Raw genomic sequence first — 23,050 nt, 5'->3', positions numbered from 1 at the left:
CACAGATCCAAAACACCTGTAGGGTGCGCCGCGCGCACCAGCGATATCGGGACCATCTGGTGCCGAACCGGTGCGCATGGTGTTCAGCCGGGGGACATAGGTAGCGGGTGTCGGTACCAGAAAATGGTTCCGCGTCCCTTGCGAGCGACGATCCACTGGTCGGACAGTCGTTGCATAGGGCTTGCAATGGCGCTTTGGCGGGGTGAACTGACAGCCGGCGAATAAAAGGTTAGGCATTCCTCGAAAGCACAGGTATTGTGTCGAGCGCTGTGATGCATGTGTCACCGGGAAACGGTCTGTACTTTAGCGGTCCCCTCTTCATCGGTTGCCGACTATCTGCACTCAGTGACAGGCTGGAACGATCCAGCCCAGCAATAATTCAGTTTCTAGGAGACATTCAAATGTCCGAGCGCCAAACCGGTACCGTCAAGTGGTTCAACGATGAAAAGGGCTTCGGCTTCATTACCACCGATAACGGCCCGGATCTGTTCGTTCACTACCGTTCCATCCAAAGCGCCGGCTTCAAGAGCCTGAAGGAAGGCCAGAAGGTCTCCTTCATCGCCGTGCAGGGCCAAAAAGGCATGCAGGCCGACGAAGTGCAAGTGCTGTAAGCACGAGCCGAAAAAGAACCGGCCTTCGGGCCGGTTTTTTTTTCAGTGGTTTTAAATGGCCCCACCCGGCCACTACGTACAGAGAAAGTGAAATGCGCATCAAGACTTCCCACAGCAGCACCCCCAAGCCGCCGGCAGCCACCACCAGCAGCGAAGCCCTGGAAGCTCAGATTGCCGCCTTCCTGAACAAGGGTGGCGAGATCCAGGAGATCGCCAAGGGCGTGAGCGCCCAGGTCGCGCCGAGCCGCCACATCCGCATCGGCAACAAGTAAGACCTTCCTGGCGCCAACGGGCGGTCAGGCACGCGACCTGACGCCCGGCGCCAACGCTCCGTCCTGCCGATGGGCGGATGCCGCTTGCCACGGGGCGCACCACGCTAAACTTCCACTCAGGCCGCCAGCGGCCGGAACTGGGGGTATCGGCCGGTGGGGGCCCGGCGCCAGCCAGATGGGAGGTGTCCCATGCAGCGGCACTACTACATCAGCGACAACCTCAAAGACCTGGAAAGGGTCGAAGACGAGCTCGAAGCCCAGGGCATCGATCATGAGCAGATCCACGTGCTCAGCGAACGCGATGCCGACGTCGAGCACTACCAACTCCACGACGTGTCCTCCGTGATGAAGCTCGATATGGTCCATTCCGGCCTGATCGGCGTCGGCATTGGCATCGCCCTGGCGGCGCTGGTCATGCTGGTGGCCTGGTTCAGTGGCTGGACCGGCACGGCCGCCGGTTGGATTCCCTTCATCTTCCTCGCCATCGCCCTGTTCGGCTTCAGCGTCTGGGAAGGCAGCCTGTTCGGAATCCAGACACCCAACGCCGTGGTGAAGCGTTTCCAGCGCACCCTGGAAGAAGGCAAGCATGTGTTCTTCGTCGATGTGAAACCCGCGCAGGAAGCCATTCTCGCCACTGTCGTCAGCCACCACCCGATGCTCAGGACCGCCGGCACTGGCCAAGCCACGCCGGACTGGGCCGAGGGCCTGCAACACCGCCTGCATCAGTGGCGCAAGATGATGTGATCCACGCCCGCGGCGGCGGATGCAACGCCTGGCGTCATCCGCCGCTTCAACCCGCCTTCACTGCTCCCTTATCCGACATCGTGCTGGCGCGGGCTTCGGCCAGCAGCCAGTCGATCAGCCTGCGCACTTTCTCTGCCGGGGGCGACCTGCGGCTCCAGGCCAGCCGGTAGGCCCAGGGCGTCGACAGGCGGCAACCCTCGCCGAAAGGCAGCACCAGCCGACCATTGGCGATGTCGTCAAAAGCCAGGGCCGTGGAACCCAGAGCGAATCCCTGCCCACTCACCGCCCCCTGGATGGCGTGGCCGATCAGACCGAAGCGCATCCCCCCCTTCACCGGCCCTGGCTCGCCCACAAAGGTGGTGAACCAGTCTTCCCAGCTCGGCAGATGCAGGTTGCCGGTGTTCTTCCAGTGGGTGTGGATAAGCCGGGCGCCGAGCATGTCCCGAGGCTCGCGCACCGCGCCGTACTGCTCCAGGTAGGTGGGGCTGCAAACCGGGAAGAACTCTTCGACGAACAGCAACTCGCTGGCCGGCATGGGCGCGTCGGTGGTGGTGAACCGAATGGCCAGGGTCGCCTCGCCGCGCTCAAGGTCCACCAACTGCTCGGTGGCTTCCAGACTGAGGGTGATGTCGGGGTTGCAGGCGGAGAACTGGTTGAGCCGGCGCATCAGCCAGTGGCTGGCGATGGACGGGGCACAGGTGATGTGGATCGGCCCTTCGTCCTGCCCACGCAATTCATCGGCGCCCCGCTCCAGCAGCTCGAAGGCCTGGGCAACGGTGGCGGCCAGGCGGCGTCCGTTGTCGTTCAGGGTGACGGTGTTGCGCGTGCGGTCGAACAGGCTCACGCCCAGTTCAGCTTCCAGCAGGCGGATCTGCCGGCTCACCGCTCCCGGCGTCACCGAAAGCTCCTGGGCGGCTTCAGTGAAATTGCGGCTGCGGGCAGCAACCTCGAAGGTACGCAAGGCGATGAGTGAAGGGAGACGCATGGCAGGTTCGCTTTGAGTTCAAGTCAAAGCATGATGACAAATCATCGTTTGAAAGCAAGCCGGCCGGGAACGATCCTGCAACCCATTGGCGGCGTCTGCCGCGCACCTCTGCCTTGCGAGTCGAACGATGAAACCCTCCCGCCTTCCCCTGGACTGGTTCGCCTGCGGACTGATGTTCGTCCTCTGCATCTGCTGGGGCTTCCAGCAGGTGGCGATCAAGCTGACGCTGGACGACGTGCCCTCCATCCTGCAGCTGGCCATCCGCTCCGGCGGCGCCGCCCTGGTGCTGGGTGCCCTGGTGTTGTGGAAGGAAGGACGCGGCGCCTTCAGCGACGGCACCCTGTTGCCGGGGATCACGGTCGGTACGCTGTTCGCCCTGGAATTCCTGTTCATCGGCGAAGGACTGAATCACACCAGCGCCTCGCACCTGTCGGTATTCCTCTACACCGCCCCCATGTTCGCAGCCCTCGGCCTACACCTGATGCTGCCCGAGGAGCGCCTCTCGCCCATCCAGTGGCTGGGCGTGCTGGTGGCCTTCGGCGGCATCGCCACGGCCTTCCTCGGTCAACCCGCCGGCGCACCCGGCAATGCGTTGCTGGGCGACATCTACGCCCTGTGCGGCGCCCTCGCCTGGGGCGCCACCACCCTGGTGATCCGCGGATCGAAGCTGTCCGAGGCCAACCCGGTGAAGACTCTGTTCTATCAACTGTTCGGCGCCGTCCTGCTGCTCACCGTGGTGGCGTTCAGCACCGGCAAGACCGACATGCAACTGACCCAGAAGGCCGTCATCAGCCTGGCCTTCCAGGTGGTGGTCATCGCCCTGGTGAGCTACCTGGCCTGGTTCTGGCTGCTGCGCCGTTACCTGGCTTCGCGCCTGTCGGTGCTGTCCTTCATGACGCCGCTGTTCGGCGTCACCTTCGGCGTGCTGGTGCTGGGCGAGACCATCGACCCGTCCTTCGCCATCGGTGCAACCCTGGTACTGGGCGGTATCGTGCTGGTCAGCGGTGCCGAGCTGCTGCGCGGCCGCCAGCAACGCAAGGCGCTCGCCCCTTCCGAGGCCTGACCGGGCTCTGCCGGCTTCATGCATCTTCGTGAAAGCGGAGTCAGGGAAGCCTGCCGCGGCCAGTAATCAGCGCCGACGGATGCGCTCCACCACTACCCGGCCGTCCGCTCCCCAGCGCCCGCGCACTTCCACGTAGTCCCCGACACCCGGCGACTTGTCGATGCGGGTGCCGGGACCGATCACCAGTGGCAGCGAGTCCAGGGTCCAGCCCTCCCCCAGCACGCCTTGCAGCCGTACCCGCGAGCCCACGGGGCTGGGCGCCGGCCGGCCTTCGGCATCGCGCGCACCCTGGTCGATCCAATCGGCGATCAGGCGAACTTCCTCGTCGCTGAGAAAAGGCGGGCCGTCATAGGGCATCTGCGGCTGCGACTGGCCACGTACGCGCCGCACCAGTTCACTGGCGTCGGAGGAACCCGGCACCACACGCACGCGCTCATGGCGATCGAGAATGGCCCCATAGGAATCGAGCAGCAGCCCCTCCGGGGCAGACCCCATCAGTCCATAGGGGGAATGGCACTTGACGCAGCGACTGGCAAATATCGGCGCCACATGGCTGTAGGTGACTGGCTGGCCAGCAGGCGGGCGTTGCAGCGATGCAGGCGGGACGGTGGCATTCGAGGGACGGCTGCCAGCCTGCAAGCCGCCAGCAATCCAACCCTCGAACAAGGCGATTTCGGTGTCACTGAGAAAGGGCGGCCCCGTCATCGGCATGCGCGGCTGGCTCTGGCCTTTCAGGCGCCGGATCAACTCGCTGGCGGCGGGATCGCCGGCTGTCACCACCGGTCGGCTGCTGCCCTTGAGCAGCTCATCGAGGCTGGTAAGCCGCAGGCCGAGCGGCGCGGCTTCGCCGGAATGGCACATCACGCAACGGGATTGGAGGATCGGCTGGATGTCGTCGAAGGTTACGTCCTGGGCGAAGGCCAGTGCCGGCGCCAGGAGCAGCAAACAGAGTTTGACCAGCCTCGGCACCTTGCCCATTTCGCCCCCGCTTCAGCGTTGCCCATCCCACCAAGCCTAGTGAAGCAGAGCCGGTGGCGCCGTCGCGCGGAACCCTACTGCGATCCGTCGGTCAGTTTATTCGAGGTTGGCGTGTGCCGGCCCCAAGCCCCGGGCTCTATCCAGTCGCCGCTGTAGACCCGGGGCTTTCCCATGCGCGTAAAATAGGAAACGTCCGCATACAGAATCGCCGGACTGGCTTGTTTCCTCAGCGCCTGCCGTAGGCAATGATGGCGCCGCGTGTCGTAACTGGAGAATCACTGCATGAAACCTGTCCCCCGCCTCACCGCCCTGCTGCTCGGCGTCGGCCTGCTGGCCAGTCTCGCCGGCTGCGACCTGGCCGAGGAGTCGGCCAACAAGCTGGCGGAGAAAGCCGAGGCGGCCGCCCAGGAGATCGCCCGGGAAGCCATTGGCGAAGCGGTCAACGAATTGAACAAGCAAGTGGACCAAGCCCAGGCTTCGGCCAAGGAATTGCTGGGAGAACCGAAAAAGGACGAAGCCCGCGAGCAGGCACCACGCGCGCCGTCGAACAAAAATGAGGGCAAGGAAGAGGACGCCATGCTGCCTCCCTCCGGTATCGAGACCTGATCCCTGGTCATTCCGGCCGCGATGTCCCTGTCGCGGCCTGTCGGCCTCAGGCGCGCAAGTAGCGCGGCAGAGGCTTTCGGTGTAGCACCTTCAGCGAATCCACCGGTGGAACTTCTCCATGCTCCAGCGCCAGGTCGCGCTTGAGCGTACTGACCAGCCAATCCAGCTGCACCGTCGCCGCCACCACGCGCTGGAAGAATTTCCCGTCGCGCTCCAGCGTCAGCACAAAGCCACCATCGGGCCGAGGCTTGGTGCTCAGCTCGTATTCCGGAAAGGCGCTGATCAGCTTGTCAAAATCCAGATCCATGTCTTTCTCTCCCAGAAAAGTGATTGCTCCTGCACCTCGTTTGCAGCGTGCATGCCAGCGCTATGACAACGGAAACGCCAAATAAATCAGTCGTTTGCAAATTTTTTGAACAACTTTTTCCATGCATTGCGCACGATTCCGGGAGTTTGCAGCGTGCAATTTGCATGACCACTGAACAGCAAAGCCCCCGACCTGGGGGCGCGCCGGGCCGGGGGCTTTGTATGCAATGCCGCGCCAGGCGCGGCCTGCAGGGGGATCAGAGCAGTTCGATGCGATCGTCTTCGATGCGGATCAGCCCCTGCTTGTAGAGGCCGCCGATGGCCTTCTTGAAATTACCCTTGCTAACGCCGAAACGCTGGCTGATCACTTCAGGCGGGCTCTTGTCGGACAGGTTCAGCGTGCCACCTTCGGCACGCAGCGCCGCGATGATCTGCTCGCCCAGGCCGCTGACCGCTTCCGCACCCACTGGCTGCAGGCTCAGGCTGATCTTGCCGTCATCACGGATCTCCTTGATGTAGCCCTTCTCGCGCATGCCGCTGCGCACGAACTTGAACATTTCGTTCTTGTGGATCAGGCCCCAGTGCTTGCCGTCGATGATCGCCTTGAAGCCGAGGTCGGTCTTGTCCACCACCAACAGGTCGACTTCCTGGCCCGTCTTGTAGCGCGGCGGGGTCTGGTCCAGGTAGCGGTCCAGCCGGGCGGTAGCGGTGATGCGGCGGGTACGCTTGTCGAGGTAGACGTGCACCACGCAATAGTCGCCGACCTGCAGCGGGCGCTTCTCCTCCGAATGCGGCAGCAGCAGGTCCTTGGGCAGGCCCCAGTCGAGGAACAGGCCGATGCGGTTGATCTCCACGACCTTGAGGCTGGCGAAGCCGCCGACCTGGACCTTGGGCTTGAGCGTGGTGGCCACCGGACGGTCTTCGCTGTCCAGATAAAGGAAGACGTTCAGCCAGTCGCCCACTTCGGTGGGCTGGTCCTTGGGCACATAGCGCCTGGGCAGGAGGATTTCGCCATCCGGGCCGCCATCCAGGTACAGACCGAACTCGGTGTGCTTGGCCACCTGAAGTGAATTGAAACGCCCGAAAAGTGCCATCTTCGCTACCTCTGAAATTCGAAGCGGCATTCTACCTGCTGGCCGGCCGGCTAACCACGAGCGCCGGGCGCCCGGTGCCGGTATCACGATGGCCGTCAAACGCGCCTTTCATCGCCAGACAAGCCGCACGAGAGCGCCTGAATTTTCATTCTGCAAAACTGTCTACTGGTCGCTAGCACAACGATGTTTCAGAATCATGTCGTCGTACGCGCGACCTATATGTATTCCGGCATCACCCGACGGATTCTCACTGTCCCATCTCAGGAGTTCCTGTGCGCTCATCCAGCCGCTGGCTGTCGCAAACCCTATCGCTGGCAACACTCGGCGTGCTGTTCCTGGTGATTCCCCTCGCCAGCCGCTACTGGCTGGGCTGGTCCAACGCCTTCGGCTACCTCTCCGACCTCGCCTTTGGCAGTTTCCTGATCGTGCTGCTCTACGGCCGCTCGCTGTGGCTGGCTTTGCCGCTGATGCTGCTCTGGAGCGCGATGATCCTCGGCAATGCCGAACTGGTGGGCGCCGTCGGCCGCATGCCAGAGCCGAGTGACCTCAAGTACCTGCTCGACCCGCAATTCGTCAGTCATTCCACCCAGGGCGGCGGCATCACCCATCCGTACCTGGGTCTGGCGCTGGGTGCCAGCGTCCTGACCTGCCTGCTGTGCTGGCGGCGCCGACACGATCCGCTGAACTGGAAATGGTTCGCCACGCCGGCCGCGCTGCTGACCGGGTACGTCACCCTGCAATCGGTGCAGCCCAGCGATGCCGACCAGTGGAAGCAGTTCAACCTGCCCCACAAGCTGATGGCCAGTGCCGCGAGTAGCGGCCAGTTGGCGGTCGAAGACTGGCTCGACGGCGACCAGCCGGAAGTTCCGCCGGACATCGCCGGCCTGGCGCAACTGGACCTCAACGGCACGCCCCTGCTCGCCGGCCCCGGCCGTGCGCGCAACGTCCTGGTGATTACCCTGGAAGGCATCCCTGGCGCCTACATCGCCGCCAACCGCGCCGCGATCAACAGCAGTTACCAGGATTCGCTGATGCCCAAGCTCAGCGCCTGGGCCGAGCGCGCCATGACCACGCCGGACTATGTGCTGCACAGCCACCAGACCATCCGCGGCCTGTACGCCATGCTCTGCGGCGACTACAGCAAGCTGGACTCCGGCACGCCCAAGGGACTGGAACTGCTGAACAACCCGGCGCGTGCCAAGGCCTGCCTGCCTTCGCAGATGCACCAGCACGGCTTCAGCACCCACTTCCTGCAGGGTGCCGGGCTGCGCTTCATGGCCAAGGACAAGATCATGCCGCAGATGGGCTTCGACAAGACCCAAGGGCGCAACTGGTTCCGCAACAAGGCCTACCTGGAATTCCCCTGGGGCATGGACGACAAGGCCTTCTTCGAAGGTGCACAGACCTACGTGAAACAACTGCGCCACCAGAAGAAGCCGTGGATGCTCACCCTGCTCACCGTCGGTACCCACCAGCCCTACTCGGCCCCGGTCGACTACCTGATGCGCTACCCGGACTCGAAGAAAGCCGCCATCGCCTACCTGGATGACGCCGTGGACGCCTTCCTCTCCGGCCTGGAAAAACAGGGCGTGCTGAAGGACACCCTGGTGATCGTCACCTCGGACGAGTCCCACGGCATCGAGAACGTCCGCCTCGCCTCCGCCTGGGGCTTCAACCTGGTGCTGGCCCCCGAGCAGGCCGCGCTGCCGCCGATCAAGAGTGGTGTGTACGGCCATGTCGACCTGACAGCCTCCATCCTCGACTACTTCGGCTACCGCGTGCCGCAGAACCTCTCCGGCCGTTCGCTGTTCCGCGACTATGAAACCGGCCGCGAGATCATGTCCTACACCAACGGCAAATTGCGCTACCACGATGGCAAGGACACCTTCACCGAATGTGATTTCCGCCAGGTCTGCCGGCGCTACCAGAGCGAGGGATTCATAGCCGACGAAGCCCGTTACCTGGGCAGCTACAGCGGCAAGAAGGCGCGCGTGATCGCCCAGCGTGCGGCGCTTCTGGACCAGTCCCTGCAGGGCGGCAGCCTCGGCCAGGAATACCAGTTCGCCACGCGCGATCGCATTCGGCTCAAGGAGAAGGCCCGGGATGACTGGGCGGACAACCTGATCGGTGCCCAGTACATGGAACTGCCGAAGAACAGCCGCACCAGCGTGCAGATGACCATCAAGGTCCTGCGCATGGACAGGAAGGGTGCCCAATTGCGGCTCAAGGCCAAGGAATTCGAGCGTGACGTAGCGCTGCCGATTCCCGAATTGCCGCTGCTCAAACAGGGCAAGCCGCTGAAGGTCAACTTCGCTTTCGACAACCCGGAAGCGCGCAAGGCGTTCTCTTTCCACCTGCTGGCCGAGGGTCGTGGGGTGATCGAGATCAGCGACTTCCGCGTCACCACTCAACCGCTGCCGCCTGCTGCCGTGGCCGCCGAAGCCAATGCCCAGGTAGCGCAGAAACGCCCGCTGCACCCCATCACCACACTCTTCGGCCTGTTGGGCCGGCAGCAGGACGCCCTGGAGAACGAGCTGGAAAATCCCGGCAACGACCGCGCCGTACTGCCCGAAAGCACCGAGTTGAGGTTGCAGCAGTATCACTAAGCAAAGGGGCGCCGAAATGGCGCCCCTGTTCTATCCACGGTTCCCCACAAGATGAGCAGCGTCCCTCAGGGGAGCGTCGCCCGGGTGGCGTTGCGGCTGTGGGCGCCGAAGTGGCGGATCAGCCGCACCAGCGTCTGGTCCAGCTGAACATCGTCGGGCAACGGCGCGAGCTGGTTGCCCTGGCTGAACCCCATCTGCGTCCGCCCTCCCGCCAGCCAATGGCCGATGCGGGCGTCAAATTCATCGGCGGCATCATAGGACTCCTGGGACACCACGAGGCGCAACGAGTCGCCGTCGAAGGGCGGATAGTCGGCATCCGTGCGGCTGTCGGCATAGGCCCGCAGGAGCGGGCTGTCGTTACGCCCCTCGCGCAGCAGTTTGCGCAACCAGTCGGCCTGGTACTTCTCCACTTCGGTGTGCCGGTTGGCCACCTGCTCGATGGCCGCCAGCTTGTCGCTGTCCAGGCCGACAGCGGCCTTCAGGGCGATCCAGATCAGCGCGGGCGTACCGTGGCCCGGCAGGGCCTTGGCGTGGTAGGGCTGGGTCAGGTCCTGGATGTAATGCAGCCCCCAGCCGAGGAAGCGATAGCCCCAGTAGGGGTGGCCGCTCTCAAAGGCAAAGCGCGCGAGGCCCAGGTACTGGTGGACCCGCACTTCGGGATAGGTGCGCGCCAGGTAAGGCGCGAAACGGTAGATGAGCTCGTCCTCGTGGTAGTAACCGATATGGAACGGCGCCTGGGAGGAGTACTCGAAACGTGCGTCGCCGAAGGGCTGCGGGCCGAAGTTGTAACGGGCACCGGCTTCACCCGGGTTGTCGCTGAACAGGTTGATGTCATGGCCGTAGTCCGGCTCATCGGCGGCGCTGGCCACGACCGCCAGGGCGGGCAGCGTCTCGCCGGGCTGCACCTGGTAGAAGCGCCATTCGCGCCACAGGCTGAGCTTGTGGAACACCAGCACGTCGGAGGCATCGAGGGCGCTGTGGCCGCTCCAGTCCATTCCCGGCAGGGCCTGGACGAAGGAGGCCAACTTGATCTCGGGGTTCACCCGCAGCGCCGTCAGGAAGGCCCTGCGGTGGTCACCGCCATGGGTGGGCACCCAGCGCAGCTCATCAGGTCGTTCCGGGTAGCCCGGAAGGTTCTCGCGGAAGAACTCTTCCTGCTCGTCCAGCAACTGCTCCAGGGCCACGCCCTCCTCTTCCAGGAAGGACTCCAGGCTTTCCACCGGAACCGGTTGCGCGTCCCTTATCTGCGGCAGGTCCGCCAGCGCCAGGGCGGTACCCAGGGCGTGGTTGGACCAGGCCAGCGCCGCGGATGGCAAGCCGGCAAGGCTCAGGCTGAGGGCGAGCGCCAGGTACTTCATCGATCACTCCATGACGGGGGTTCAGGCAAGGCCCGGCAGGGTAACAGCCACGGCGTGAGGCAACACTGTCCAGCCAAGACAGCCCGACTCACCGATCAAGCCGACAGGAATGACTCTAGTGCATGAAACGAAACGACCGCCTGGAGGCGGTCGCTTCGCGAACATCAGGCTGTCACTGGATGTCTTCGGGCACCACCACGATCCAGTTCTTGTCCGCCGTTACCGGCACGCCCTGCTTGGCCTGGGCTTCGGCGTTGCGCTTCTGCATGGCGCTGATCTGATCCATGTATTTGGCCTTGCGGTTGATCCACAGATTGATGCCGCCATTGGCCACATCCGTACCGTGGAACATCATGTAGCCGTCGCTGATGGGCGTGTCGCCAGCGGCGAGGATCGGCTTCTTCCATTCGTCGATGTAGGTGAGGATCGCAGCGTACTTGCCCGACATCCAGGTGGCCGGAGTCCACAGATACGGGGTCAGTTCCAGATCGAGGTTGGCCTTCGGGTCGTACTTGCCATCGGTGATCTGCTTGCGGCTGGTGGTCACGGCGCCGGACTTGCGGTCCTTCAGCAGCGTGGTGACGCCGATGACGTTCTCCGGCTTCACGTTGTAGCCGTATTTCGGGTCCGAGGCGACCATCCGCACCAGCTCTTCGAGGGCGGCGGTGATGATGTAGACCTCGATGCCATTCTCGTTGAGCTTGTTCATCAGCTCCTTCTGGCCGGTGAAGATCTTCGGCGGGTTGATCTCGATGGTCTTCACTTCGTCCCCTTCGTAATAGGTAGCGGGGACCGGCTTGCCGTAGGCCATCAGCTCGTCGACATAGCCCTTCAGCTCACGCAGGGTGAAGCCGGAAAACACCTGGGCGACCCAGGGATAGCAAACCATGTCGTCCACTTCGCAGAGGCGGTAGTAGTAACTGTTGAGGCTTTCCTTGTGCCCCTTCACATCCTTGAAGGGGATCAGCTTGAGCGAAGGGTCGAGCTTCTCGCGGGTGAGGACGCCCTTCATCTCCAGGAACGGCAACAAGGATTCTTCCAGGTCGTAGCGATAGCTGGTGTTGTCCATGTCGAATACGGCGAAGTTGCCCTGGTTGGCGTGCTTGGTAATCAGCGCATCCAGTTGCTTCGCGGCCGGCTCCGGCCAGTGCTTGAGCTCGGTCGCGGCCTGGGCGCTGGCGGCCAATCCCAGACACAGTGCAGCGGACATCAACGTCTTGGCGATCTTCATCTTCTTCTTATTCCTTTTGATGGCTTGCGTGAGCATGGCGAAGCTCCGACTCCGGCTTCGCCGCCGAACCTAGCAAAGGCTCTGCCCGCAGCCGTCACCAGAACGACCTCCAGCGTTCTCTTAGCGCCAGCCGATCAGCCACGGGAATGGCGGAGGATTCAGTCCCCCTCGGCCGCCTGCGGCTAGACTCAACCTCCCCTCAAGCCGCCAGGAGAAGCGTCATGCTCAAAGCCGAATACAAGACCCGTGGCCCGGTGCCCCAGGATGTGATCGAAGCCGTGGAGTTCGAACTGCCAGCAGTGGCCGCCGGCCAGGCGCTGGTGAAAGTGCTGGCGGCACCGATCAACCCATCCGATGTGCTCACCCTGACCGGCGAATACGGCATGCTGCCGCCGCTACCCGCCATCGGCGGCAATGAAGGCGTGGGTGAAGTGCTGGAAGTGGCCGCCGACGTCACTGGCCTTAAGCCCGGCCAGACCGTATTGCTGCCGGTAGGCTGCGGCACCTGGCGCACCCACCTGATCGCCGAGGCCAAGCAGCTCATCCCCCTGCCCAGCGCCGATCCGCAGCAACTGGCGATGCTCACCGTCAACCCGCCCACTGCCTATCTGATGCTGCGTGATTTCGTCGACCTGCAGCCGGGCGACTGGGTGATCCAGAACGCCGCCAACTCGGGGGTGGGCAGCTACCTGATTCAGTTGGCGAAGATCCGTGGCCTGAAAACCATCAACGTGGTGCGCCGCGACTCGGCGGTCGCGGCCGTGCAGGCCGAAGGCGGTGACGTTGTGCTGGTGGACGGCCCCGACCTGGCCAAGCGCGTACGCGAAGCCACCGGCGGCGCACCGGTGAAGCTGGGCATCGACGCCGTGGGCGGCGCCTCCACCGACCATCTCGCGGCCAGCCTGGCCGAAGGTGGCGTGCTGGTGAATTACGGCCGCATGAGCGGCGAGCCCTGCCAGGTGAATCCGGGTTCCTTCGTTTTCCGCGATGTGACCCTGAAGGGCTTCTGGCTGGCGCGCTGGTTCCGCCAGGCCACGCCGCAGCAGCAGATGCAATTGTTCGGAGAACTGATCCAGCTGATCGCCAGCGGCAAGCTCAAGGCGCGCATCGCCGCCACCTATGACATCAGCCGGATCAAGGAAGCCGTCGCCGCAGCGGCCGGTGGCGAGCGGGATGGGAAGATTGTGCTGGTGCCCTGAAAAGCACCCTCACCCCAGCCCTCTCCCGCAGGCGGGAGAGGGAGCAGTACGTGCCTTACCTGGGCGTCGACGCTTTTCCTGTAGGGGCGAATTCATTCGCGATCAAGGGCCGCTCCCCTGCAAGTGGGAGCGGCCGTAATCCGAACCTCGATGTTTTCCTGTAGGGGCGAATTCATTCGCCAAGCGGACCGCAGGTCCGCCGTGCTCGCCTCAATGCAGCACCCAGTACCCCAGCAAGCCCAGGTGCACGGCCACGATCAGCCAGAATTTCACCTGGTAGGCGACCTTGCGATTCTTGTGGCGAATCAGCCTCTGGGCGAGCAGACCGCCCGGCCAGCCGCCAAGAAGTTCATACAGGTGGAGGCGGGATTCGGGCGTACGTTGCTCCCCGGCTACGGCTAAGCGCTTGTCGCGCCAGTACGCGACGAAGCAGATCAGGCTCATGAGCAGATAGACCGCCAGCAACAGCTTCCAGGGGGCAGCGCCACCCAGCAGAGGCTGCACCCACTGGTTCAATCCGTTCGTGGCAGTCTGCAGCAACTGCTCAACTGCATCCGGACTGGCCAGCGGCCGCGAACCTTCCAGCGATCCGCAGCCCTGATCGGTGTAACGCACCACGCCATCGGCCTGGATGCAGCGATAGACCTCGGCCTGCGCCGAACCCAGCGCGAAGAGCAGCGAGGCCGGAGCAAGCCGACGGATCATTCCGCCGTCGGCTTCTTGCGCTTGAGCGGCGCCAGGCCGTCGGTGCTCACCACGCGGGACTCCTCACGCGGCTTGCTCGGCTTGCGCTTGGGCGCAGCGGCCTTGGCCGGAGCCTTCTTGTCGCCTTTCTTGTCGGTCTTTTTCTTCTTGGCGCCAGCGGCCTTGCCGGAAGCCTTGACCTTCTTCGGACCCGTGTAGGTGCCCTTGAGCTCCTTGATGGTCCGGCGTTCGAAGCTCTGCTTCAGGTAGCGCTCGATGCTGGACATCAGGTTCCAGTCGTTATGGCAGATCAGCGAAATCGCCAGGCCTTCGCCACCGGCACGGCCGGTGCGACCGACGCGGTGCACGTATTCGTCGCCGGAGCGCGGCATGTCGAAGTTGATCACCAGGTCCAGGCCTTCGATGTCCAGGCCACGGGCGGCGACATCGGTGGCCACCAGCACCTTGGTACCGCCCTGCTTCACACGTTCGATGGCCAGCCTGCGGTCCTTCTGGTCCTTGTCGCCGTGGAGCACGAACGCCTTGTAGCCGCCCGCCACCAGGTGCCCGTACAGCCGATCGGCCTGGGCGCGGGTGTTGGTGAAGATGATCGCCTTCTGGTAGGTCTCGTTGGCCAGCAGCCAGCGCGCCAGCTCCTCTTTGTGCTCGGGGTGGTCGGCCGTGATGATTTGCTGGCGGGTACTCTCGTTGAGCTGATCGACGCTGTTCAGGCGCAGGTGCAGCGGGTCACGCAACACATTGGCGGAAACCTCGCGCAGCGCGGCGCCGCCGGTGGTGGCGGAGAACAGCAGGGTCTGCTGGCGGTTGGCGCAGAGTTCGGTGATGCGCTGCATGTCCTCGGCAAAACCCATGTCGAGCATGCGGTCGGCTTCGTCCAGCACCAGCACTTCCACCTCGCGCAGATCCACGGTGCCAGAGTTCAGGTGCTCGATCAGGCGACCGGGCGTGGCGATCAGCACGTCAGGCAGCTTGCGCAGCATCGCAGCCTGCACCTTGAAGTCTTCCCCACCGGTGACGATGCAGGACTTGATGAAGGTGAACTGGGAAAAGCGCTCCACCTCTTTCAGGGTCTGCTGCGCCAGCTCGCGGGTCGGCAGCAGGATCAGCGAACGGATGCGCTCGCGGGGCTTGGCCTCGCCAATCAGGCGGTTCAGCAGCGGCAGGACGAAGGCAGCGGTCTTGCCGCTACCGGTCTGGGCGGTCACCCGCAGGTCGCGCCCTTCCAGGGCCGGCGGGATGGCCGCCACCTGCACCGGGGTCGGCTCGACGAATTTGAGTTCGGCAACGGCCTTGAGCAGACGTTCGTGCAGGGCGAATTGGGAAAACACGGGGCTACCTCGGTCAAAAGCGTAAATAGCTGCATAGGTTACCCGGAGTCGGGAGCAAACGCCCGAATTCCGAGTGAGCCAGCGACGGAAAACCCGAGCCGGTATACGCTCTTTGCACCCTTTCCAGGAGCTCCGCCATGCGTCCAGCCCTGATCTACTACGTCGCCGCCAGCCTCGACGGCTACATCGCCCGTCCCGACGGCCGCGTCGACTGGCTGAAGCCCATCGAGGAGTCGGGCGACGATCATGGTTACCAGGCCTTCTACGCCAGCATCGACGGCCTGCTGATGGGGCGGATGACCTACGAGAGCATCCTGGCGTTCGGCGGCGAATGGCCCTATCCCGGCAAACCCTGCCTCGTGCTGACCCGCAACGAACCACTGCGAACCAGCCCGGACGTACAGATCAACCACGACACGCCGGCCCAGGCCCTCGAACAACTGGCCGCTGCCGGCTGCAAGCGCGTGTGGCTGGTCGGGGGTGGTTCGCTGGCCGGGACCTGCTACTCTGCCGGGCTGCTCGATGAACTGGTGGTCAGCGTCATTCCCCACCTCCTGGGCGCCGGTATCCCGATGTTCGCCACGGGCCTCGAACGCCGCCTCCAGTTGCGCGAGCAGCGCAGCTTCCCCACCGGCGTGGTGCAGCTGCACTACCAACTCCTGCCCGAAGCCGAGACACCATGACCACCCTGAATATCGCCGCCGCCTGCCTGCTCGACTCGCAAGATCGCCTGCTGCTGGTGCGCAAACGCGGCACCCGCGCGCTGATGCTGCCCGGCGGAAAGCGCGAGGCTGACGAAAGCCCGCTTCAGGCCCTGCAACGCGAACTCTGGGAAGAACTCCAGCTGCGCCTGGAAGCGTCGGCCCTGACTCCGCTGGGCCGTTTCCGCGCGCCGGCCGCCAACGAGGCGGACACCTGGGTGGACGCCGATATCTTCATCGCCCGCCTGCCCCATGCCGTGGAAGCGGCGGCCGAGCTGGAAGAACTGGCCTGGCTGGAGCCCGGTCAGCCCCACCCGGAAAACCTGGCCCCGCTGCTGCGCGACCACGTACTGGACGCCCTGACGGGTCGCTGAGCGACCCTGTTCAGAAGCCTTTCCGAGCCTGCCTGCGCAACAGCATCGCGCTGTCCCCGCCAATCAGCAGCACGGCCAGCCAGATCGGCAGGTAGGTCCAGAGCTGGGCAGGGTTGAAGGGCTCGCCCAGGAATACCACCGCCACCGCGAACAGCAGCACCGGTTCCACGTAGCTGAGAATCCCGAACAACCCCAGGGGCAGCAGCCGGCTGGACGCCATCATGGCCGCGAATGCCAGGGTGCCCAGCAGCCCCAGGCCGGGAATCAGCCACCAGAGTTGCGGCGCCTGGCTGAACGCACCCGGCGGCGAGAAGCTCGCGATCAGCCAGATGGCCAGGGGCGCCAGCACCGCCATTTCCAGGATGAAGCCGGACAACGCATCCAGCTTCATCCAGCGTCGCAGCATGAAGTAAGGCGGATAGCCCAGGGCAGTAACGAGGGTCAGCCAGGAGAACGCACGGGTCAGCCAGAGCTCGTGCAGCACGCCGGCCAGGGCGCAGAGCACCGCCACCAGCTGCAACGGCCGCAGGCGCTCGGCGTAGAACACCCGTCCCGCTACCACCATCGCCAGGGGCAGCAGGAAGTAGCCGAGAGAGACCTCCAGCATCCGCCCCTGCAGGGGTGCCCAGAGGAACAGCCCCCATTGCAGGCCGATCAGCACCGCCGCAATGGGCAGGGAAGCCAGGAGCAACGGCTCGCGCTTCAGTCGACCGAGCACGGCGATGAAGGCGGGCCATTGGCGGGTCAGCATCAATAGCAGGAGCACCGCCGGGATCGACCAGAGCACCCGTTGGGCAAATACCTGCACGCCATCCAGCGGCGCTAGTTCGCGCACGTAACCGGGCATCAGGGCAAACAGGACGGACGCCGTCAGGGACAGCGAGACACCACGACCGGACAGCTTCATGACCGTCTCTGCACGTGGAAGAGGAAATGGGACGACATCATCAGGGCCTCGCAAAGCAGCCGGCGAACATACGCCTTCCTTGCCGCGAGCGGAAGATTAACAAGGCGGGAATCTGACCATCCGGGCAGGGCCGTCGCCCGCATTGTTGAAAACGGCATGGCTTAGGTCCGAACAACGAACGGCGCCCCCTCACCCCAACCCCGCCCTGCGCCCCAGCCAGATCGCTGCGCGTCCTGGCGCTCATCGGCACCGGAAGCAGTGCTTCCGAAAGCGTGCCTCTTCGCCCCAGAGGGACAGGGAGCCATCCGTGCAAGCGTTCAGCCTGGGCATTTCCCTGTGGGGGCGAATTCATTCGCCAAAGAGGACACCGGCCTCTCTTTCTCGTCATCCATAAAAAAGCCCGACCTGAACCAGGCCGGGCAGAGAGGGTGCGCTCAAGGAGCCATGGCGCACCGAAGGAGCGAGGAGCGGAGCAGCGGATCAGGCGACCTGGGCGAGCTGAGCCTTGGCGGAAGCCAGGCCCTTCTCCTGGAATTCATTACCCATGTTCAGGCCTTCGGCATGAATGAAGGTCACGTCATGGATGCCGATGAAGCCCATGGCCTGGCGCAGGTAGGGCTCCTGATGGTCCAGCGGGCTACCGGAGTAGATGCCGCCACGAGCGGTCAGGACAAAAGCGCGCTTGCCAGTGAGCAGGCCCTTCGGACCGGTTTCGGTGTACTTGAAGGTGACGCCGGCGCGCAGCACGTGGTCCAGCCAGGATTTCAGGGTGCTGGGGATAGCGAAGTTGTACATGGGGGCAGCCATCACCAGTACGTCGGCAGCCAGCAGTTCTTCGGTCAGCAGGTTGGAGCGTTGCAGGGCGGTTTTTTCGCTTTCGCTCTGCTGGTCGGCGGGCTTCATCCAGCCTCCCAGAAGGTCGGCGTCCAGGTGCGGAACCTGCTCGGTGGCGAGGTCGCGAACGGTGATCTCATCAGCCGGGTGGGCGGCTTGCCACTTGGCGATGAAGTCCTGGGTGAGCTGGCGGGAAACGGAACCTTGCTGGCGGGCGCTGCTTTCGATGACGAGTACGCGGGACATTTGGGCTACCTCCATCGGGGGTTGATTGCGTCGATGGGGCGCAGATTATTTCGTCACGAATCGATAAAAAAGCGTAAATATCCGCCGAAAAATATCAAGAAAGTTGATTTTTATAAGGAGGGGCACTAGGCTGGTTGCTGTGCCCGAATCCTGGCCCCGACTACTTGGGGTTGCACGTCAGCTTGATCCGCAGCTTGATCACTGCACGGGTGAAATTGGCCGTCACGTAGGCGCTCTTGCCACTTTCGATCACGGCCTTGCGCACCTTGGGGGTTTCAGGTCCGTTAACGAACACTGCCTTGCACTCCGCTGCGGTTCCACCAACGTTCTGGATATTGATGGCGGCCATGTTGTTTGCAATATCGGTGGTGTCGTAGACGATCTCGGCGCCGTTGTACTGCTTCTCCACCTCAATGGGGTATGCGAAGGCCAGGGTTGGCAACAGGGCGAACAGGGCACAGCAGAGTTTCTTCATGGGCGATCTCCAGTGCAGAGAGCGCCAGCTTAACAGAGCGCCACAGGCGGAATCAGCGCCATGGGCACACACGATCTGCCGGCATGAGCAGCTAGAGGAGCAGCACCGCATGAAAGCCCCGCGCGTAACCCTGGACCAGTGGCGGACCCTGCAGGCCGTGGTGGATCACGGCGGCTTCGCCCAGGCGGCGGAAGCGACCCATCGTTCGCAATCCTCGGTCAGCTATACGGTCGCGCGCATGCAGGAGCAGTTGGGCGTTCCCCTGCTGCGCATCGAAGGACGCAAGGCGGTGCTGACCGAAGCCGGTGAAGTGCTGCTGCGCCGCTCGCGCCAACTGGTCAAGCAGGCCAGCCAGCTCGAAGAGCTGGCCCACCACATGGAACAGGGCTGGGAAGCCGAAGTACGCCTGGTGGTGGACGCGGCCTACCCCAATGCCCGCCTGGTGCGCGCCCTCTCCGCCTTCATGCCGCAAAGCCGCGGATGCCGCGTGCGCCTGCGCGAGGAAGTGCTCTCCGGTGTCGAGGAAGTGCTGCTGGAAGGCTCCGCAGACCTCGCCATCACCGGCCTGGACATCCAGGGCTACCTGGGTGCCGGGCTCTGCTCGGTGGAGTTCGTCGCCGTTGCCCACCCCGATCATCCCCTGCATCGCCTGCAGCGCCAGATCAACTTCCAGGACCTGGAAAGCCAGTTGCAGGTGGTGATCCGCGATACCGGCCGGACCCAGCCGCGCAATGTCGGCTGGCTCGGCGCGGAGCAACGCTGGACGGTGGGCAGCCTGTCCACCGCCGCCAACTTCGTCAGCAGCGGCCTGGGCTTCGCCTGGCTCCCGCGCCACTTGATCGAGCGGGAACTCAAGGATGGCCAGCTCAAGCCGCTGCCACTGGAACAGGGCGGCAGCCGCCACCCCTCCTTCTATCTATATTCCAACAAGGACAAGGCCCTGGGTCCGGCGTCACAGATCCTGGTCGAACTGATCAAAACCTTCGACTCGGCGCCGCTGGATGCGCCATTCGCAGCACCGCTCCCCAGCGCCTGACAGGAGGTCGCTCATGTCGTACTTCGAGAATGATGGATGCCAGCTGCACTACGAAGACTACGGCCGAGGCATGCCGGTGCTGCTGGTCCACGGCCTGGGTTCCAGCACCCGCGACTGGGAGTACCAGATCCCCGCCCTCGCCGCCCATTACCGCGTCATCGTCATCGATGTGCGTGGCCACGGCCGCTCCGACAAACCCCAGGAGCGCTACAGCATCGCCGCATTCGCCGAAGACGTGGCGGCGCTGATCGAGCACCTGGGGTTGATCGATGTGCACCTGGTGGGCATCAGCATGGGCGGCATGATCGGTTTCCAGCTCGGCGTTGATCGCCCGGAGTTGCTACGCAGCCTGACCATCGTCAACAGTGGCCCCGAGGTGAAGCCCCGTTCACCGAAGGACTACCTGGAAATCGCCAAGCGCTGGACTCTCTCGCGCCTGCTCAGCCTCGACAGCATCGCCAAGGCCCTTGGCCGCCTGCTGTTCCCGCTGCCTGAACAGGGCGACCTGCGCAGCAAGATCGAGGAGCGCTGGCCGCAGAACGACAAGCGCGCCTACCTCTCCTCACTGGACGCCATCATCGGCTGGGGCGTACGCGATCACCTGCAGCGTATCCAGAGCCCGACCCTGGTGATCACCGCCGACCGCGACTACACACCAGTCTCCCAGAAGGAGGCCTACGTGAAGGAGCTACCGAACGCGCGGCTGGTGGTCATCGAGAATTCCCGTCACGCCACACCGCTGGATCAACCCGAACGATTCAACGCCACCCTGCTCGACTTCCTGGCCGAAGTGGAGCGCAACAAGGACCCAAAACCATGCTGAAGAAACTCGTCCTGGGCGCCTGCGCCCTGCTCGTCTCCCTCAACCTCATGGCCGCCGACAAGCCCCATGTGCTGCTGACCACCAGCGCCGGGGAAATCGAGGTGGAACTGGAAGCCGACAAGGCGCCGGCCAGTGTGAAGAACTTCCTCGATTACGTGGACGCCGGCTTCTACAACGGCACCGTGTTCCATCGCGTGATTCCCGGATTCATGATCCAGGGCGGTGGCTTCGACACCGATATGAGCCAGAAGGAAACCCGCGACCCGATCAAGAACGAAGCGGACAATGGCCTGCGCAACCTGCGCGGCACCCTGGCCATGGCGCGCACCCAGGCGGTGAACTCGGCCACCAGCCAGTTCTTCATCAACCACAACGACAACGCTTTCCTCGACCACGGCAGCCGGGACTTTGGCTACGCGGTGTTCGGCAAGGTCGTGCGTGGCATGGATGTGGTCGACCAGATCGCCAACGTCCCCACCGGCAACCGCGGGATGTACCAGAATGTGCCGTTGCAGCCGGTGGTGATCCTCTCCGCCAAGCGGCTCTGATGTATTCAGCCCGGGCAGGACGCCCGGGCCGACCGCTTCACTTTCGGATGGACTCGTTATGTTGTTCAAACGCTTCGAGCGCCTGATCGACGTCTTTCGCCAAGCGCCTGATGAAATGCCTCCGCGCAACGTGGTGCGCTTCTACGTCTACTACCTGCGCCAGGTGTGGCCGGTGTTCAGCGCCCTGCTGCTGGTGGGGCTGATCGTCGCGCTGATCGAAGTGGCGCTGTTCAGCTTCCTCGGTCGCATCGTCGACCTGGCGCAAGCCACCCCCAGCGGCGAAGTCTTCCAGCGACACGGTACCGAACTGCTGTGGATGGCGATCGTGGCGCTGATCCTGCGGCCGCTGTTCAACAGCCTGCACGACCTGCTGGTCCACCAGACCATCAACCCCAGTCTCACCAACCTGATCCGCTGGCAGAACCACCGCTACGTGCTCAAGCAGAGCCTGGGTTTCTTCCAGAACGACTTCGCCGGGCGCATCGCCCAGCGCATCATGCAGACCGGCAACTCGCTGCGCGACTCCGCAGTGCAGGCTGTGGACGCCCTCTGGCATGTACTGATCTACGCCGTCAGCTCCCTGGTGCTGTTCGCCGAAGCGGACTGGCGCCTGATGCTGCCGCTGGCGCTCTGGATCGCCGGTTACCTCTTCGCAATCATCTACTTCGTCCCCAAGGTGAAGCAGCGTTCGGTGGAGTCTTCCGATGCCCGTTCGAAATTGATGGGGCGCATCGTCGACGGCTACACCAACATCACCACGCTCAAACTCTTCGCGCACACCCGCCAGGAAGAGGACTACGCCCGCGAAGCGATCAACGAGCAGACCCACAAGACCCGGATGACCGCACGGGTGATCACCGCCATGGACGCCACCATCACCACCATGGGCGGCCTGCTGATCGTCACCACCTGCGGCCTGGCGCTCTGGTTGTGGAACCAGGGCCTGATCAGCGTCGGCGCCATTGCGCTGGCCACCGGCCTGGTGATCCGCATCATCAACATGTCCGGCTGGATCATGTGGGTGGTCACCGGCATCTTCGACAACATCGGCCAGGTCCAGGACGGCATGCAGACCATTTCGGTACCGCGCCAGGTCGTCGACAACCCGGACGCCCAGCCCTTGAAGGTGAACCAGGGCGAGGTGCGTTTCGAGCGCGTCAGCTTCCACTACGGCAAAGGCAGCGGCGTGATCGAAGGCCTCGACCTTGTGGTGCGCCCCGGCGAGAAGATCGGCCTGGTGGGGCCGTCCGGTGCCGGCAAGTCGACCCTGGTCAACCTGCTGTTGCGGCTCTACGACCTGGAGGGCGGACGCATCCTGATCGATGGCCAGGACATTGCCCGAGTAACCCAGGAAAGCCTGCGCGCCCGGATCGGCATGGTCACCCAGGACACCTCGCTGCTGCACCGATCCATCCGCGACAACCTGCTCTACGGCCGCCCCGGTGCCAGCGACGCAGAACTGCTGGAGGCGGTTCGCAAGGCCCGTGCCGGCGAGTTCGTCCCTCTGCTTTCCGATGCCAGCGGGCGGCGCGGTTTCGACGCCCATGTCGGCGAACGCGGAGTGAAGCTCTCCGGCGGCCAGCGCCAGCGCATCGCCATCGCCCGCGTCCTGCTCAAGGACGCCCCCATTCTGATCCTGGATGAAGCGACGTCCGCGCTGGACTCGGAAGTGGAAGCGGCGATCCAGGAAAGCCTGGAGACCCTCATGCGTGGCAAGACGGTAATCGCCATCGCCCACCGCCTCTCCACCATCGCCCGCATGGATCGCCTGGTGGTGCTCGACAAGGGCCGGATCGTGGAGAGCGGCACCCACGGGGAACTGCTGGAATTCGGCGGCCTCTACGCGCGCCTCTGGCAGCACCAGACAGGTGGTTTCGTCGGTGTGGATTGATCCCGGGCCGCGCCCCTGCATCGACGCGGCTGATCTCCATTACAAGGCGCATTGATTTCAACCCGGCGCGCCCGGCTGGTCATATGGAGCCCGTATCCGGTTTCACCTGAAACCATCAACGGACCCAGA

Annotated in this window: 23 protein-coding genes and 2 pseudogenes; 13 read left to right on the top strand and 12 right to left on the bottom strand. The window is 64.0% G+C overall.

The genetic code is table 11. The annotated features are described in order from the left end of the window. The first annotated feature begins 401 nt into the window (after nt 1-401). The 3 genes from E8F06_RS00510 (at nt 402) to E8F06_RS00500 (ending at nt 1,627) form a co-directional block, all read left to right on the top strand. Nucleotides 402-611, top strand: a complete 210-nt coding sequence (locus E8F06_RS00510; protein ID WP_120652128.1) for a cold-shock protein — start codon at nt 402-404, stop codon at nt 609-611. Between the two features lie 92 nt (nt 612-703). Further along, nucleotides 704-883, top strand: coding sequence for a hypothetical protein (locus E8F06_RS00505; RefSeq protein ID WP_028626729.1), 180 nt, complete (start codon nt 704-706; stop codon nt 881-883). A gap of 189 nt (nt 884-1,072) precedes the next feature. Further along, complete coding sequence (locus E8F06_RS00500) at nt 1,073-1,627, top strand: magnesium transporter (protein ID WP_280363120.1); 555 nt, start codon at nt 1,073-1,075, stop codon at nt 1,625-1,627. 46 nt (nt 1,628-1,673) lie between these two features. Here E8F06_RS00500 and E8F06_RS00495 read toward each other — a convergent pair whose 3' ends face one another. Next, nucleotides 1,674-2,612 carry a LysR substrate-binding domain-containing protein gene (locus tag E8F06_RS00495; protein ID WP_280363118.1) on the bottom strand — a complete coding sequence of 313 codons (939 nt, stop codon included), beginning with the start codon at nt 2,610-2,612 and terminating at the stop codon, nt 1,674-1,676. A gap of 127 nt (nt 2,613-2,739) precedes the next feature. Between E8F06_RS00495 and E8F06_RS00490 the strand changes: the two genes are divergently transcribed. After that, nucleotides 2,740-3,675: a DMT family transporter gene (locus E8F06_RS00490; protein WP_190832793.1), complete on the top strand. Its 936-nt coding sequence runs from the start codon at nt 2,740-2,742 to the stop codon at nt 3,673-3,675. A 66-nt stretch (nt 3,676-3,741) separates the two neighbouring features. Here E8F06_RS00490 and E8F06_RS00485 read toward each other — a convergent pair whose 3' ends face one another. Next, nucleotides 3,742-4,653, bottom strand: a complete 912-nt coding sequence (locus E8F06_RS00485) for a c-type cytochrome domain-containing protein (RefSeq protein ID WP_280363113.1) — start codon at nt 4,651-4,653, stop codon at nt 3,742-3,744. Between the two features lie 282 nt (nt 4,654-4,935). On the opposite strand from E8F06_RS00485, the gene E8F06_RS00480 reads away from it, so the two are divergent. Then, nucleotides 4,936-5,259, top strand: a complete 324-nt coding sequence (locus E8F06_RS00480; RefSeq protein WP_280363110.1) for a hypothetical protein — start codon at nt 4,936-4,938, stop codon at nt 5,257-5,259. 46 nt (nt 5,260-5,305) lie between these two features. Here E8F06_RS00480 and E8F06_RS00475 read toward each other — a convergent pair whose 3' ends face one another. Both E8F06_RS00475 and E8F06_RS00470 read right to left on the bottom strand, forming a co-directional pair. After that, nucleotides 5,306-5,566: a DUF3509 domain-containing protein gene (locus E8F06_RS00475; protein WP_190832800.1), complete on the bottom strand. Its 261-nt coding sequence runs from the start codon at nt 5,564-5,566 to the stop codon at nt 5,306-5,308. 256 nt (nt 5,567-5,822) lie between these two features. After that, a complete protein-coding gene (locus E8F06_RS00470) occupies nt 5,823-6,659 on the bottom strand; it encodes a S1-like domain-containing RNA-binding protein (protein ID WP_280363106.1) in 837 nt (278 codons plus the stop codon). 272 nt (nt 6,660-6,931) lie between these two features. On the opposite strand from E8F06_RS00470, the gene E8F06_RS00465 reads away from it, so the two are divergent. Continuing rightward, on the top strand, nt 6,932-9,265 hold the full coding sequence (locus E8F06_RS00465) for an LTA synthase family protein (protein WP_280363103.1): 2,334 nt from the start codon (nt 6,932-6,934) through the stop codon (nt 9,263-9,265). Nucleotides 9,266-9,330: 65 nt separating this feature from the next. On the opposite strand, the gene E8F06_RS00460 is transcribed toward E8F06_RS00465, so the two are convergent. Both E8F06_RS00460 and E8F06_RS00455 read right to left on the bottom strand, forming a co-directional pair. Continuing rightward, a complete protein-coding gene (locus tag E8F06_RS00460) occupies nt 9,331-10,623 on the bottom strand; it encodes a phospholipase (RefSeq protein WP_280363101.1) in 1,293 nt (430 codons plus the stop codon). 172 nt (nt 10,624-10,795) lie between these two features. Beyond that, nucleotides 10,796-11,854: a haloacid dehalogenase-like hydrolase gene (locus E8F06_RS00455; protein WP_280363141.1), complete on the bottom strand. Its 1,059-nt coding sequence runs from the start codon at nt 11,852-11,854 to the stop codon at nt 10,796-10,798. A gap of 221 nt (nt 11,855-12,075) precedes the next feature. On the opposite strand from E8F06_RS00455, the gene E8F06_RS00450 reads away from it, so the two are divergent. After that, nucleotides 12,076-13,053 (top strand): zinc-dependent alcohol dehydrogenase family protein, encoded by a 978-nt coding sequence (locus E8F06_RS00450; protein ID WP_280363099.1) that lies wholly within the window; start codon nt 12,076-12,078, stop codon nt 13,051-13,053. A 243-nt stretch (nt 13,054-13,296) separates the two neighbouring features. Here the strand turns inward: E8F06_RS00450 and E8F06_RS00445 are convergent. The 3 genes and pseudogenes from E8F06_RS00445 to E8F06_RS00435 all read right to left on the bottom strand — a co-directional run. Continuing rightward, nucleotides 13,297-13,506 (bottom strand): annotated as a pseudogene (locus E8F06_RS00445) (DUF1294 domain-containing protein); the annotation flags it as partial. Nucleotides 13,507-13,638: 132 nt separating this feature from the next. After that, a pseudogene (locus E8F06_RS00440) lies at nt 13,639-13,758 on the bottom strand (DUF4124 domain-containing protein); the annotation flags it as partial. After that, nucleotides 13,755-15,086: a DEAD/DEAH box helicase gene (locus E8F06_RS00435; protein WP_280363096.1), complete on the bottom strand. Its 1,332-nt coding sequence runs from the start codon at nt 15,084-15,086 to the stop codon at nt 13,755-13,757. The gene E8F06_RS00435 and the pseudogene E8F06_RS00440, both read right to left, overlap by 4 nt. Before the next feature lie 137 nt (nt 15,087-15,223). On the opposite strand from E8F06_RS00435, the gene E8F06_RS00430 reads away from it, so the two are divergent. Together E8F06_RS00430 and E8F06_RS00425 are read left to right on the top strand one after the other, a co-directional pair. Beyond that, on the top strand, nt 15,224-15,769 hold the full coding sequence (locus E8F06_RS00430) for a dihydrofolate reductase family protein (RefSeq protein WP_280363092.1): 546 nt from the start codon (nt 15,224-15,226) through the stop codon (nt 15,767-15,769). After that, nucleotides 15,766-16,161, top strand: coding sequence for an NUDIX domain-containing protein (locus tag E8F06_RS00425; RefSeq protein WP_280363090.1), 396 nt, complete (start codon nt 15,766-15,768; stop codon nt 16,159-16,161). The genes E8F06_RS00430 and E8F06_RS00425 overlap by 4 nt, the downstream gene beginning before the upstream one ends. Nucleotides 16,162-16,171: 10 nt before the next feature. Here the strand turns inward: E8F06_RS00425 and rarD are convergent, their stop codons facing one another. From rarD to E8F06_RS00410, 3 genes are all read right to left on the bottom strand, one after another. Next, nucleotides 16,172-17,068, bottom strand: a complete 897-nt coding sequence (gene rarD, locus E8F06_RS00420; protein WP_280363087.1) for an EamA family transporter RarD — start codon at nt 17,066-17,068, stop codon at nt 16,172-16,174. 480 nt (nt 17,069-17,548) lie between these two features. After that, nucleotides 17,549-18,148, bottom strand: a complete 600-nt coding sequence (locus tag E8F06_RS00415) for an FMN-dependent NADH-azoreductase (RefSeq protein ID WP_280363085.1) — start codon at nt 18,146-18,148, stop codon at nt 17,549-17,551. Between the two features lie 160 nt (nt 18,149-18,308). Further along, nucleotides 18,309-18,623 carry a 3-phosphoglycerate kinase gene (locus E8F06_RS00410; protein WP_280363083.1) on the bottom strand — a complete coding sequence of 105 codons (315 nt, stop codon included), beginning with the start codon at nt 18,621-18,623 and terminating at the stop codon, nt 18,309-18,311. Between the two features lie 109 nt (nt 18,624-18,732). On the opposite strand from E8F06_RS00410, the gene E8F06_RS00405 reads away from it, so the two are divergent. The 4 genes from E8F06_RS00405 to E8F06_RS00390 are packed head-to-tail and all read left to right on the top strand — an operon-like array spanning nt 18,733 to nt 22,921. Further along, entirely contained in the window at nt 18,733-19,659 is a 927-nt protein-coding gene (locus E8F06_RS00405) for a LysR family transcriptional regulator (RefSeq protein WP_151132496.1), read from the top strand. Between the two features lie 13 nt (nt 19,660-19,672). Continuing rightward, nucleotides 19,673-20,482, top strand: coding sequence for an alpha/beta hydrolase (locus tag E8F06_RS00400; protein ID WP_280363080.1), 810 nt, complete (start codon nt 19,673-19,675; stop codon nt 20,480-20,482). Then, on the top strand, nt 20,476-21,030 hold the full coding sequence (locus tag E8F06_RS00395) for a peptidylprolyl isomerase (RefSeq protein WP_280363078.1): 555 nt from the start codon (nt 20,476-20,478) through the stop codon (nt 21,028-21,030). Before E8F06_RS00400 ends, E8F06_RS00395 begins: the two co-directional genes overlap by 7 nt. 58 nt (nt 21,031-21,088) lie before the next feature. After that, entirely contained in the window at nt 21,089-22,921 is a 1,833-nt protein-coding gene (locus E8F06_RS00390) for an ABC transporter ATP-binding protein (RefSeq protein WP_280363076.1), read from the top strand. Nucleotides 22,922-23,050: the final 129 nt, after the last annotated feature.

It is taken from the genome of Pseudomonas sp. BN411, from assembly GCF_029871235.1.
GTDB lineage: Bacteria > Pseudomonadota > Gammaproteobacteria > Pseudomonadales > Pseudomonadaceae > Metapseudomonas.
Note: the sequence above shows the minus strand (reverse complement) of the source record. Positions and strands in the feature narration are given on the sequence as shown.

Excerpts from the sequence above, each read along its gene's own strand:
- E8F06_RS00480 (WP_280363110.1), top strand. The coding sequence starts at position 4,936 with ATGAAACCTGTCCCCCGCCTCACCGCCCTGCTGCTCGGCGTCGGCCTG.
- rarD (WP_280363087.1), bottom strand. The coding sequence starts at position 17,068 with ATGAAGCTGTCCGGTCGTGGTGTCTCGCTGTCCCTGACGGCGTCCGTC.
- E8F06_RS00390 (WP_280363076.1), top strand. The coding sequence starts at position 21,089 with ATGTTGTTCAAACGCTTCGAGCGCCTGATCGACGTCTTTCGCCAAGCG.
- E8F06_RS00505 (WP_028626729.1), top strand. The coding sequence starts at position 704 with ATGCGCATCAAGACTTCCCACAGCAGCACCCCCAAGCCGCCGGCAGCC.
- E8F06_RS00490 (WP_190832793.1), top strand. The coding sequence starts at position 2,740 with ATGAAACCCTCCCGCCTTCCCCTGGACTGGTTCGCCTGCGGACTGATG.
- E8F06_RS00405 (WP_151132496.1), top strand. The coding sequence starts at position 18,733 with ATGAAAGCCCCGCGCGTAACCCTGGACCAGTGGCGGACCCTGCAGGCC.
- E8F06_RS00450 (WP_280363099.1), top strand. The coding sequence starts at position 12,076 with ATGCTCAAAGCCGAATACAAGACCCGTGGCCCGGTGCCCCAGGATGTG.
- E8F06_RS00510 (WP_120652128.1), top strand. The coding sequence starts at position 402 with ATGTCCGAGCGCCAAACCGGTACCGTCAAGTGGTTCAACGATGAAAAG.
- E8F06_RS00495 (WP_280363118.1), bottom strand. The coding sequence starts at position 2,612 with ATGCGTCTCCCTTCACTCATCGCCTTGCGTACCTTCGAGGTTGCTGCC.
- E8F06_RS00415 (WP_280363085.1), bottom strand. The coding sequence starts at position 18,148 with ATGTCCCGCGTACTCGTCATCGAAAGCAGCGCCCGCCAGCAAGGTTCC.
- E8F06_RS00395 (WP_280363078.1), top strand. The coding sequence starts at position 20,476 with ATGCTGAAGAAACTCGTCCTGGGCGCCTGCGCCCTGCTCGTCTCCCTC.
- E8F06_RS00455 (WP_280363141.1), bottom strand. The coding sequence starts at position 11,854 with ATGAAGATCGCCAAGACGTTGATGTCCGCTGCACTGTGTCTGGGATTG.
- E8F06_RS00430 (WP_280363092.1), top strand. The coding sequence starts at position 15,224 with ATGCGTCCAGCCCTGATCTACTACGTCGCCGCCAGCCTCGACGGCTAC.
- E8F06_RS00500 (WP_280363120.1), top strand. The coding sequence starts at position 1,073 with ATGCAGCGGCACTACTACATCAGCGACAACCTCAAAGACCTGGAAAGG.
- E8F06_RS00470 (WP_280363106.1), bottom strand. The coding sequence starts at position 6,659 with ATGGCACTTTTCGGGCGTTTCAATTCACTTCAGGTGGCCAAGCACACC.
- E8F06_RS00425 (WP_280363090.1), top strand. The coding sequence starts at position 15,766 with ATGACCACCCTGAATATCGCCGCCGCCTGCCTGCTCGACTCGCAAGAT.
- E8F06_RS00400 (WP_280363080.1), top strand. The coding sequence starts at position 19,673 with ATGTCGTACTTCGAGAATGATGGATGCCAGCTGCACTACGAAGACTAC.
- E8F06_RS00410 (WP_280363083.1), bottom strand. The coding sequence starts at position 18,623 with ATGAAGAAACTCTGCTGTGCCCTGTTCGCCCTGTTGCCAACCCTGGCC.
- E8F06_RS00475 (WP_190832800.1), bottom strand. The coding sequence starts at position 5,566 with ATGGATCTGGATTTTGACAAGCTGATCAGCGCCTTTCCGGAATACGAG.
- E8F06_RS00460 (WP_280363101.1), bottom strand. The coding sequence starts at position 10,623 with ATGAAGTACCTGGCGCTCGCCCTCAGCCTGAGCCTTGCCGGCTTGCCA.
- E8F06_RS00485 (WP_280363113.1), bottom strand. The coding sequence starts at position 4,653 with ATGGGCAAGGTGCCGAGGCTGGTCAAACTCTGTTTGCTGCTCCTGGCG.